The organism is Flavobacterium sp. NLM (assembly GCF_002210235.1).
Taxonomy (GTDB): Bacteria; Bacteroidota; Bacteroidia; order Flavobacteriales; family Flavobacteriaceae; genus Flavobacterium; species Flavobacterium panici.
Genome location: NZ_LIAC01000002.1, coordinates 326,269 through 339,348, shown reverse-complemented (window position 1 = coordinate 339,348; position 13,080 = coordinate 326,269). Strand labels below are relative to the sequence as shown.

General features: G+C 36.0%; 6 protein-coding genes. All 6 read right to left on the bottom strand.

Annotated elements, in window-relative coordinates; genetic code table 11:
* Nucleotides 1-314: 314 nt before the first annotated feature.
* On the bottom strand, nt 315-3,044 hold the full coding sequence (locus APR43_RS03425) for a glycoside hydrolase family 20 zincin-like fold domain-containing protein (protein WP_053471854.1): 2,730 nt from the start codon (nt 3,042-3,044) through the stop codon (nt 315-317).
* Nucleotides 3,045-3,241: 197 nt separating this feature from the next.
* A complete protein-coding gene (locus APR43_RS03420; protein WP_053471855.1) occupies nt 3,242-4,126 on the bottom strand; it encodes a sugar phosphate isomerase/epimerase family protein in 885 nt (294 codons plus the stop codon).
* 241 nt (nt 4,127-4,367) lie between these two features.
* Nucleotides 4,368-5,513: a sialidase family protein gene (locus APR43_RS03415; protein WP_053471856.1), complete on the bottom strand. Its 1,146-nt coding sequence runs from the start codon at nt 5,511-5,513 to the stop codon at nt 4,368-4,370.
* Between the two features lie 143 nt (nt 5,514-5,656).
* Nucleotides 5,657-8,407 (bottom strand): glycoside hydrolase family 78 protein, encoded by a 2,751-nt coding sequence (locus APR43_RS03410; RefSeq protein ID WP_053471857.1) that lies wholly within the window; start codon nt 8,405-8,407, stop codon nt 5,657-5,659.
* Between the two features lie 254 nt (nt 8,408-8,661).
* Nucleotides 8,662-10,230, bottom strand: coding sequence for an MGH1-like glycoside hydrolase domain-containing protein (locus APR43_RS03405; RefSeq protein WP_053471858.1), 1,569 nt, complete (start codon nt 10,228-10,230; stop codon nt 8,662-8,664).
* 176 nt (nt 10,231-10,406) lie between these two features.
* Nucleotides 10,407-12,857 carry a glycosyl hydrolase family 95 catalytic domain-containing protein gene (locus tag APR43_RS03400; RefSeq protein ID WP_053471859.1) on the bottom strand — a complete coding sequence of 817 codons (2,451 nt, stop codon included), beginning with the start codon at nt 12,855-12,857 and terminating at the stop codon, nt 10,407-10,409.
* Between the last annotated feature and the right edge of the window lie 223 nt (nt 12,858-13,080).

Sequence of the window (13,080 nt, the reverse complement as noted above, 5' to 3'; positions counted from 1 at the left end):
AAACCTTGTAGGTTTACTTTTTAACGTTCATTTTAGAATACCTACAAGGTTTTGAAAACCTTGCAGGAAACGTAATCTTTTCAGGGCTTCTTGTGGAGATCCCTCGTCCCTCGGGATGACAAGATTGTGTTTATACTTTGAGCAAACCTGACGGGTTTTCAAAACCCGTCAGGTCTAAATTAACTACGAGTTTGCGTGAGGGATTGAGGCGGTATCCTTTTATGAAGCTTTAGCGGAATAAAAGATATAGCCGAAAGCCCGACCCGGAGGGGCACGCCCACACGAGCGATAGCGAACTGACGCAGTAAATTATTTTAATAAAACAACCAGTCAATCGCTGCTTTTTCTCCTGCATCGATATACCCAACATCCCGTGGCGTTATCGTTTGATCTGCGTCGATAAAACCTAAAATCAATACTTTTCCTTTTCCTAAATCTAATTTATTCTCGCCCGGCTGGAAAGTGTATGTATGAATGTTTACACGTGGTAAATCTTTCAAATTCATCGCACTTGCCAGAATCACTTCGGCTTGACCGTGCGCATTTCCAGCTGCATCAGTTTCCAAACTTGGCGGTAATAAAAATCTCTTTTGATCGGAATTGAAATACCCAACCACTAATTTAACAGCTTTTGTGTTTCTAAACTTCAAATGTGTTCCTTTTTCATTTTGATCATTTTCTACAAAAGTGAAACCTTTTAAATTTTGAAGCTCAGGAGCAATTTTAGTTAACTCAGAAATATCTGTTCCGTAAACTTTTGTTCCTGTTTTAACCAAATAAGTTCCCGGTTTTTCGTCGATGAAAGTTACTTCGACTGTTTTCCAAGGTTTTCCTTCTTTGGTTTCAATTTTTCCGTCTTTTGATGATTTTAACTTCTCTAAATTTCTTTTGAAATTAGCTAATTCTCGCTCATAATGCGGTAATAATTCAGCCCATGTTTTATTATTTCCGTCGTCTCCTCCTATTGGAATTCTACGTTGAGCAGTCTGCATACTGTTGGCATAATAGTATGTATCTTTTGTCAAATTCACCAATAATTCGTAATGCGCGATGCTTTTCTCTAAATGAGGCATTGCTTTGTCTAAATCGGTAATATCGTTTGAATAACTGTATCTTAAAACCAATAAAGCTGCTTTTACTTTTTCTGAGAAGAAATCGGCGAAAGCCTTATACGCATGCATATCATTTTTAAGACGTGCAAATTCTTCTTTGTTTTTGGTTACGCTGGCTTCGGCTTTATCAATGGCTTCAACAGCCAATCTTCCGTGTTCTGTTATTTCAGCAATTATCTGTGTTGGAAGTTCGCCAGAATGCGGTTCTTTGTTCCATTCTTTTTTAGCATATTCCAAAAGCAATTCGCCTGCAGGTCCGCAAGATTCGTGGAATCCCGGATAAACACGCCATTTCGACGGATTTACCAATTGGCTTTCAAACATTCCTAATAATAAAGTCTGGCGATTACCTTCCGTAATTCCGAAACGTCTTAATGTTTTAGGAGCAATTTCTCCTGTTTCTTCGTAAGCTTTTAAAATGTTATTTGCTGCTTCTTGACTAGTTCCATATTTTGAAGCTAAATCTTTATCCCAGAATTTCACTTCTTCGTTTCTATCTCTTTTACTGTCCCAGGCATATCTTGCCCAAGCTTTGTACCAAATCCAATCACGATCCATTTCTAATAAACGTTCGCCATTTTTGGTTTTATCTGCCGAATACGGCCAATCCCAATATGATGCCTGCGGATATAAGTGCAATGCATTTGCTCCATGAACACTGTGCATAGCTTTTACCGTTTTCTGAATAAAATCTGGTGAACCGTATCTAAAAGGCTCTAAGTTTGCCAAAATATGAACATTCTCAATATGAATTGATTTCAGAGCACTCAACTGTTTGTGCGTTTCTCCCCAAGGTCCGCCCGGTGTATATGTCGTTAAAGATTCTCCAGTGTACTTACTTTCTGTGTAAAGGTTTTTATATAACGGAAGCGATTTTTCCATTACCAAAGGGCCATCTGTATCGTGAGAACGAAGGATAATTGGCGGTTCTTCTGTTTTTCCTAATACCTGCAAACCGTCGCGAACACCCGGAATAATTGTTTTGGTGAACCATTCCACATCATCATCAACGGTATTGATCGCTTCTCCCAAACAAACCATTAAACCAACATTTGGATATTTTTCGATGAAAGCAGCAATAGATTTTCTGGTATAATCTGACAATAAAGGTGTAATTGGACGCGAACGATCTTGTGTTTTAATGTTGTAATGCTCAGCAAATGGCTTAGAAACAATAATATTATAAAACATCTGAATTACCCAGATTCCTCTTTTGTTGGCTTCAACGGTTAAGAATTTATAGATTTCTTCGTTCTTTTTGAAATCTTCGTCACTTACTTCAACCGCAAATGGATATTCTTTTAATTTCACTAAAGAAGCAAAAGGATGCCCGTTCCATAAATAAAGTGAGTTCATGCGGTTTTCTACCAGCATATCCAAATACTTCACCCATAATTTTTTATCATAAAACCAAGGAAAAGTTTCTGGTGTATACGGATATTCGTAAACATCACGACCCGGAAGATAAACAGGTTTCTGCATTCCGATACAAGCTCCACGCAAAACCATTTCTGGACTGTCTTCAATATTAATTTCTGAAGGAAGTTTTCCTGAAGCTTTAATTTTATCTGCTAATTCTAATGCACCGTATAATGTTCCACTTGCGTCTGCTCCTTCAATGTAAATGATATTTTTTTGAGTGCGAATTTGAAAGCCTTCTTTTTTACCTAATTTACTGTCGTCAATTTTAGCGCTTTTAGCATTTTTCTTCCAGAAATCGGTTCCTTTTTCTCCAATTACAATTACCTGATCTTTTGATTTTTTGAATTTATCAGAAGAAGTTACGCTGAATCTTTTTGCTGAAAGGGTTTCTGATAATTTCTCTGCTCCGAATTTTGCTCTCGGCGAAGTTGCATCACTAACAATAGTGACATTTTGTGCTGTCGCGAAAGAGACGCAAAAACATAAAAAAAGTAATTGTAAATATTTCATGGTATGCTGTTTTGGGTATTCTTTTTAAAAATAATCTGCTAAATCTGCTCATATCTATAAAATCTGCGTGAAATTTTTTGCACGCAGATCAGGCAGATCTAAGCAGATTATTTTTTAATTTTTTTGCCACAGATTAAAAAGATTTCCACAGATTAAAAAAATCATTTTAATCCTTTTAATCTGTGGCTATAATAAAATTAATTTTGAAAAATTTTCTTCAAATAGGCTACGTTTGCTCCGTAATTGGCTTTTACATTGTGCACTTGTGTTACGTCACGAGAACGCTCTACAATAAGCCATCCGCTCCATTTCATTTCGTCCAAAGTTTGTTTGATTTTTGGCATGTCAATCGCTTTGTCATTTTCTAACCAAAATTGATCCGTATTCGAAGCATGAATTTGAGCTAAATATTTCTTTCCTAAGATTTTCAATTCTGATGAAATATCTCTTTTATTATCTAAAGCATTCGCAAAATTGAAAGAGCTTTTAATGTATTTTGAACCCACTTCGTCTAAAAGTTTTTTCTCTTCTGTAGCACTCAAAGAAGTTTCAATTGCGATAACCCCTCCAATTTTACCGACTTCTTTTCCTGCCCATTGCAGTCTTTTAATCACTTCTGGACGTAATTCCGGATTTTTAACCAAATCTGTTTGAGTTCCTAATGGTAAATAAGCTACTTTTACTTTCATACTTTTCATGGCCTGTATACAATCCGTAATCATTGGCGTGATTTCTCTTGTAGCAAAAGACTGTGCGTAAAATCCTGACATCGCAATAGAACTAATTCCAACGCCTGTTTCTTTTGATTTATCCAGGAATTTTTGTCTTTCTACAGGATCGCCTAATTTGCTGTCGAAAGTGAGACGTGTTCCTAAACCACCCATATCAAGTTCGATTCCATCAGCTTTTAATTCAGCAGCCAAACCAAAAGCACCTAATTTTTGTCTTTTTAAAATCATCCAGTCGCAAACTGCAACCTTATATTTTTGCTTTTTGTTCGAAGACTGAGCCGTTACACAACTATTAAATGTTGTTGATAAAACAACAAGTATTGCAACAAATAAATTTCTTTTAGATTTCATGTTTATATTTTTTTTGCCACAGATTGAAAGGATTAAAATGATTAAAAAAAATCTACTAAATCTGCTAAATCTGCGTGAAAAAAATTACTCTCGCAGATTTTAGAGATTAACTAGAATAAAAAATCATTTTAATCCTTTTAATCTGTGGCTTTATATTTTTTGCCTCGAATTGCACCAATTTTCACGAATTAATATTTAAAAAAATTTGTGGAAATTAGTGAAATTCGTGGCGAACTTTTCTTTACTCTTCTTCCGCTTTTACTGCTGTAACCACTTTGTTTTCGTCGCCCGGCCAGATTCCGTTTTTAATTGGAAGTGCCACCAGTTTACTTGGATCAATTTTTACATATTTCAGTTTTTCTCTTCTCCAAGTGTAAACAATATGAACCATTCCGTCAGAACTTTGAATTATGGATGGATAAGAATATTGACTGATTTTTGAATCTTCTAAAACTAAAGCCGCGTTCCAATTTATCCCATCTTTAGAAACCGAAACATTCAAAGGTGTTCTTGGCCCTTTTGCTTCTTTTCCCGGAGGAAGAACATGATTGTAAACTAATAAATGTCTGCCATCTTTAAGTGTTACAGCATCTGTTCCTGAGTTGTTATTTGGCAATCCGATTAACTCAACATCCGACCAGGTTTTTCCGTTGTCTTTTGAGAATGTGCTGAAAATCGCTCTGTTTCTGGTTCTACCAATTGCCTGAATACTTCCGTCTTTATGAAATAAAATACTAGGCTGAATCGCATTAATTTTTTGTTTTCCTCTTGGAAGCGTATCGCCCATTACCCAAGTTTTCCCGAAATCTGGAGTAGATTCCATACGAAGTCTCCAGCCGTCGCCTTCAATACTTGACGGACATAATAAAGTTCCGTTACTTAATAAAACTGGTTTATTTTTGATTGGCCCTAAGAAACCGTCAGGCATTTTTTTTGCTTCTGACCAAGTTTTTCCACCGTCAGATGAAGTTCTGATTACGCCCCACCATTCAGATGGTTTTGGTCCAATTTTGTAGAATAATATTAAATCACCGCCCGGAATTTGATATAAAACCGGATTCCATGTAGGTAATCTCGGTCCCTCTTTCATCATGCCATCGGCTACTTTTACGCCTTCGCCCCATTTATCGCTTCCTTTAGGTTTGATTGCTACATAAATGCAGACATCAGGATTTCTTTCTGCAGTTCCTCCAAACCAAGATGAAACTAAATCGCCATTTGTTGCTTCGACAATTGTAACGGCGTGGCAAGACGGATAAGGCGCTTTATCATAAATAAATTCATCTACCAAAATCCCCTCTTTCCAGGTCTTTTTTTCTAAAGCCGACTTACAACTTCCTAAAAGGAAAAGTCCAAACAAGACAAATGTCAATTTTATTATTCTCATTTTTAATTTTATTATGAATTAAAATTTTTGATTATAAATACATTACTAATAATTTTTCGCACAAAATTATTTAATAAATGTAAAAATGACACTAAAAAATTAAAGATGTATCCTGTACTGTCCCGAATTATTGAAAATGCTGACTATTTAACGTTTAAAACATAAGAACCTGATGAAAGTGTAATAACTAGATTACTTTTTTCTGTTTTATAAGAATGCGAAGTTTTATCTAATTTTTGCTTATCAATTGAAACAGCCGAAATATCAGTTGTTGGAAGATAAACTAATGCAGAAGTATTTGCTGGAATGGTAATATTCCAAACCAAAGCTTTTTTGTCTTTTTTCCAATCGCTTTTAATTGTTCCGTAAACCGATTCGTAAGAAGCATTTACATAAGTTAATCCCGCATTAAAATCTGGTTTCATGATAATTTGCTTAAAACCGGGAGTTTGAGGATTGCTTTTGATTCCCGCCATATTTTCGTAATACCAAATCAATAAATCACCTAAAAGCATTACGTGATTTTGTGAATTCATTGCAGGATCGGCAGTGTTTCCATTCCAAAGCTCCCAAATGGTTGTCGCACCGTTTTCGACCATATAACCCCAGCTTGGATACGTTTTGTTTGATGCTAATTTAAAAGCCAAATCTCCACGACCAAAATTGGTTAATGTTCTCATTAAAAACTGTGTTCCGATAACACCAGTGCTGACATGACCGTTTTTAGTTACTTCAACTTCATGCACTAAGTTTTCAAAAACTTTTTGCTCTAATCCTTCAGAAACCATTCCAAAAGTCAAAGGCAATAAATTGGCTGTTACCGTATTATTGGCGTAATTGTTTTTTGCTGTATTAAAATATTTGGCATTGAATGCTTTTTTGATCCTTAAAGCTAATTCGTCGTAATGTTTAATATCATTTTGTGCATTGGCAATTACTGCAAATTTCTTCATGATATTTAGAAGCTGATAATAAAAAGCACTCGAAATCAATTCGCCGTCTGTTAAACGAGAAGGATCTTTTGAACGGATTAATTCCAACGATTCTGGTGGAACACACCAATCACCGTATTTATCTTTGGTCATAATATCATCAACCAAATAGTTTTCTTCCATATAATCCATCCATTTTTTCATAGACGGATATTGTTTTTCTACCACTTTTTTATCGCCAAATTGCTGATACAGCATATCAGCAACTGTAATATACGTTCCCGGCCAAGTTACATTGTCACCGTAATAACGCCAGAATGCAGGCGCAACATCCGGAAGTCCGCCGTCAATCGTTTGTGAATTTTTAATATCATCTAACCATTTTGCATACAAAGTCTGATTATCAAATAAAAAACTTTCTCCGTAAGCTCCCGTAGTTCTGTCTCCCAGCCACGGCTGACGCTCGTTTCGCTGCGGACAATCGATTGGCATTCCTTTATAATTCCCGCTGATTCCCCACCAGGCATTCTTAAAAATCTGATTCATTATTGGGTTTGAAGAATCAAAAGTTCCTGTTGTGGCAATATCATCATAAACCACTTTTCCAACAAAATTCTCTAAAGTCGGTTTGGTTTTGAAACCTGAAATTTCAACAAATCGGAATCCATGAAAAATAAAACGTGGTTCCCAAATTTCTTCGCCTTCGCCTTTTAACGTATAAATATCCGTTGTTTTGGCATCACGAAGATTGGCAATATATAACGAACCGTTTGGTTGTGAAGATTCAGCAAATTTCATCGTGATTTTATCTCCCGCATTTCCTTTTACTTTCAATTGTAACCAGCCCACCATATTTTGCCCCATATCTAAGATATAAGTTCCTTTTGGGGTTTGTTTAATCGAAATAGGTTTTACTTCGCGTTTAATCTTCATATTCGCAGACATCTGTCCTTCGTAGAATCCGCCTGGTTCCTGAACATATTCTGCCAAAAGCCATTTTTTATCATCAAAATTAATAGTATTCCAGCCATTCATTTCTTTACGGGCATCGTATTCCTCACCGTCGTATTCGTTGTTTGATAATATCGGTCCATCAGTCGTAATCTTCCAAGTGTCATCTGTGCGAATCACATCTTTGCTTCCATCAGCATATTCTACAAACAATTGCAAAGCCATTTTCGGATAGCCAAATGTTTTGATTTTATACGGTTTATAATCCTGACGCATCGTAAAAAAACGTCCGTTTCCTAAAATCGTTCCCAATGCATTTTTTCCTTCTTTCAATTGCGAAGTCACATCAAAAACATTGTATTTTACATTCTTCGTATAATCCGTAGGAACGGGCGCCAAAACCTGATCGCCAATTTTATTTCCGTTAATGTATAACTCGTACAAGCCCATTCCTATGATATAAACTTTGGCACTTTTTACTTTCTTTTTTAGCTCGATTTCTTTTCTTAAATATCTCGCTGATAATCTGGAATACTGCGAAATACTATCTCCGGGAGAAGTTTTCTCATACCCAATCCATCGTGTCGATTTCCAGTCGGCATAAGTTAAAATTCCAATGCTGAAATGTGCCGTTTCTGTCGATTTTACTTCGCCTATATTCGTAAAAACAATTACTTTCCAATAAACATCTTGTCTATCTTTTAACTTTTTTCCGTTGTAAATTATATTAACAGATTCGTCGCTTTGTACTTTCCCGCTGTCCCATAAATCTGCGTTTCCAGCATTTAGTTTTTCTAAAGACGAAGAGGCTAAAATTTGATAATGAGTTTGTTTTACATCATTTACACTTGCTTTTATTTTCCAGCTCAATCTTGGCTGTAAAACGTCAATTCCTTCCGGATTAGTCAGCATTTCGCATTTTAAATCACCCACAATGATTTTGTTTTGGGCTTTCGCCGAAATGGTGCAAAGTGAAATGATTAAAGTAAGATGTAAAAAAAACTTTTTCATGATATTATTTTTAAGCTTTTGGCTTTATTTTTTTCTCCCGCAGATTGGCAGATTGAGCGGATTATTTTGCTTTAATATAAATCTCCTAAATCTCATAAATCTGCGGGAGAAAAATATGCGCATTTTTTGTCATTTCGACGAAGGAGAAATCTTCGCAAGAAACTCTACATTCAAAATCGACAATCTTTGTTGAGCTACTAACGAAGATTTCTCCTTCGTCGAAATGACAAACTAGATCGTTAAATGTTTAATCTTTACTCAGAAATCACTCGCTCCAATCTCTCAGAAACCGCTATTTCTTTTCCGTTTTTAAAGATCCTGAAACCTTTTCCTTTTTTATATTTTTCTCCTGTTTTATCCCAAAGAATTGTAATAATATTGCCGTGATACAGAACATTATCTAAACAAAACCAATCCCATTTTTCCTGAGGAATCAATGGATTTACTTCGATCTTTTCATCTGCTCTCGGACGCAAACCAACCAATCCGGTAATCACCAAATCATTAAACGTGGAATGATTATAATAACGGCTTCTTTCTCTGTCACCCATTAACCAATAACCTGTTGTTTCGTCTAAATATTCTCCCAAATATGGTTTTCCATGAAAATATTGCGATTCTACATACAAGCTCATTTGTTTGAAATAATCCGTTTTCGCAACATAATTCTGATTGTAATTATTCAAAACATTCGCTAAAGCCGTTAACGTCTGCGAACTTGCAAATGGCCAAATAGCACCGTCCCATTCACAGGTTCCAGTACCATGTGTTCTAAATCTTGGACTTCTTCTTTCTGCTGTTGTCAAACCAAACGGAGCCGAAAATCCTTTTTCATCCTTAATTTGCTCCCAAGCTTTTTCAAAACCTTTATTCTGCTCCGGTAGATTAAAATACCACGGAATAAATCCTATCGCTTCCCTAACTTGCGCTAATGTATCTTTTTCTGTGAAAGTTTCAAAAAATTCGCTTTTGGGATTCCATAATTTGGTTTCAACCAATTTTTGAAGCGTATCTGCTTTTGCCGAAAAATAACTTTCCTGATTCGAATCGCCTTTCATTTTCGCCATTTTAGACAAAGCAACAGCATTTCCGAACATATAACTGTTTATCGTTGGTCTTGCATTTCTAAACTTTCTCGCACCGCTCAACGATTCTTCCATTCCGTCTTTTACATCAAACTGCCAGAAAAGGCCGTCTTTACGTTTTCTATCGCCTTCCCAAGCCGAATATTCCGCAGCTAAATCAGGATACATATCCAATAAAAACTTATCGTCTTTATTCACTAAATAACGGTTGTATAAAGCATCAGCCGTCCAACTGCTAAAAGTTCGCAATTTTTTCATTGGTTTACCATCATTCCCTCTAAACCATAAATGAACGTCCTGCTCAATATATTTCGGATCATGAACCCATCTGAATTCGTTAATATGATGCCCCAAAGCACAACTGATCATATTGTATTTATCGGCATAAGAACGGTCAACCAAAAACTCCGTAATCGCAAATCCCTGTGGTGTTTTCTTAATATGTTTTCGCACACTCCACCATCTGAAATAATAAATCTCTTCAAAATTCTGCTGCGGGCATTCAAACAACGGAATATTCTTTTCCATCCAGGTCCACGCACTATCATTCGGAATCGCGAATTTTAAGTTTTCATCTTCCATCGTGTTGAAATAATCAACATAATGTTTGAAGTTTTTTTCTTTTAAAATGACTGCTTTTCCTTTTTGAGAATGCCCCACACCCGATTTACAACCGCTGTTTATACAAGCAATTACTATTGAAAGTGTTATTATTTTATGTTTGAAATTTGTCAACATTAGTTTTGTTTTTTATTCAATCTTGTCATTTCGACGAAGGAGAAATCTTCGTTAGAAATTCGACAAAGATTGGCAACTCACTTTGCGGAGTTACTTGCGGAGATTTCTCCTTCGTCGAAATGACAAATATTGCGTAGTATTATATTTTCTTATATTACTTATATGGTTTTAAAATATTAATTTCCAGTAAAAATATACGTCTGCCCGGCTTTCATATTTACATCATAAATATTATAATTTGGCAATTGTACTTTAGGCAATTTTGCTTCTTTAGAAATAATCGGTTTCTTCACTTCAACATCATAAAACAACGGATTAGAATTTTTTCCTTTTGCTTTTTTGATTGAAGAACCTTTTAAAGTATTCTCAACTTTCAATCGGCAGTTTCCTCCTATTTTTGAATAAATTTTCAATTCCGAAACTTTATTGTTTTTCCAAGTCATATCAATTACAAATCCGCCTCTGGCAACCAAACCTTTAATGCTTCCGTCTTTCCAAACGGTTGGCAAAGCAGGCAATAAATGAATGGCATCTTCCTGACTCTGCATTAACATTTCGGCAAAACCGGCTGTACAACCAAAATTACCATCAATTTGAAACGGCTGATGTGCATCTAACATATTCGGATACGTTCCGCCGCCTTTTCTTTGGTCTGCTGTTACCAAATGCAATTGATCCTGAATCAATTTATAAGCATGATTTCCGTCTAATAATCTCGCCCACAAATTCACTTTCCATCCCATTGACCAGCCTGTAGATTCGTCTGTTCTGTAAATTAGAGATTGTTTTGCAGCTTCAAATAATTCAGGTGTTTTAATTGCCGAAATCTGATTACTCGGATACAATCCATACAAATGCGAAACGTGTCGATGATTGTCTTTCGGATTGTCCCAATCGTCCTGCCATTCTTGCAATTGATTGTATTTACCCACTTTCATCGGAGGCATTTTAGCCAAAGCATCGCTTATTTTTTTAGTATAAGCAGCATCTGGAGAAACCAAAGCCGAAGCTTCCATAACATGCGTAAACAAATCAAAAACCAGCTGATTATCCATTGTAGTTCCAGAAGCAATTGTTGCTTTTCCTGTTCCTCCAGCATGTGTGTTTTCAGGAGAACTTGACGGAACGACTACTAAATATTTTGTATTAGGATCAATAACCATAAAATCCAAAAAGAAATCGGCTGCGCCTTTCATGATTGGATAAATTTCTGCTAAATATTTCTTATCTCCCGTGTATAAATATCTTTCCCATAAATCCTGACAAACCCAGGCACCACCCGTCGGCCACATTCCTGAAGCAGCAGCATCTACCGGAGCTGTAACACGCCAGATATCAGTATTGTGGTGTAAAACCCAGCCATTTGCATTGTACATCGTTTTAGCCGTTTCTGCGCCAGTTACAGCTAACTCTTTTGCCATCTGAAGAAATGGTTCATGCATTTCCTGCAAATTGGTTACCTGTGCAGGCCAATAATTCATTTCGGCATTAATGTTTGTGGTGTATTTGCTGTCCCAAGGTGGAGTGACCATATCATTCCAAATTCCTTGTAAATTCGCTGGCTGTCCGCCCGGCTGTGAACTTGAAATTAAAAGATAACGCCCAAACTGGAAATATAACGAAGCCAATTGCGGATCGAATTGTTTCGAAAAATCCCTGATTCGCTCGTTTGTTGGTTTCTTAACTAAATCATTTGAACCTAAATTTAAAGAAACTCTATTAAATAATTTTTGGTAAAAATCAATGTGAGCTTTCTTAATCGTTTCAAAATCTTTCACTTCGGCTTTCGCCAAATAGTCTTTGCTTTTCGCAATTTCATCTCCCGAAATATCCTTATAATCTTTAAAATTGGTTGCAATCGAAATATACAAAATCACTTCATCAGCTTTGTTAATGCTTAAAACTCCGTTGCTGGCATCAATTTCTCCGCCTTTATTTTTAGCCGATAATCTTCCCTGAAACTTTACTTTTCCTTTTACACCTTCAAAATTACTTCCTAAACCCGAAAGTATAATTTGGTTACCTTCTGTGGAAGCGATTGTTTTATCAATCGGACTGTTCATAAAAACGTTACACGTAATTTGTCCCGGCTGACTCGCAGAAAGTTTTACCACAATAACCTGATCTGAAAATGCGGTTAAAATTTCTCTCGTAAATTCAACGCCGTTTACTTTGTATTTTACTTTTGCTGTAGCATTACTGATATCTAAATCTCGATAATAATCAGTATATTTTTGATGTCCAGCGAATGAAATATAAACGCTCCCGAAAGTCTGATACGGCATTCCGTCATTGGTTTGCGACATGATATCTTGTGTCGCCAAATCCTGTGCCTCATCAAATTTTCCATCAAAAATAAGTTGCCTTACTTTTGGCAAAGCCTCGATTGATTTGGAATGTGCGTTACTATTTGGAGAACCCGCCCAAATCGTTTCTTCATTCAACTGTAAACGTTCTACTGCCGGATCGCCAAAAACCATTGCTCCCAAACGTCCGTTACCCAAAGGCAAAGCTTCGTTCCAGATTGCAGCCGGTTTATCGTACCAAAGTTTTAAGTCACTTTGTGCTGTTGCAGTCAAGGAAAAAATTCCGATAAAGATTGTCGTTATTTTAATTTTTAACTTCATAGTATATTTTTTTTTAGCCACGAATTACACGAATTGCACTAATTTCTTTTTTAATTTTTTTTTCAATTTCTCTAATTTATTTGCCATATATTAATGGATTTCCACTGATTAAAAAATCTGCTAGATCTGCTAAATCTGCGTGAAAAAAAAATTACTCTCGCAGATTTAGCAGATTAGGGAGATAAAAAATCCTTTTAATCCTTTTAATCTGTGGCAGAAAAAA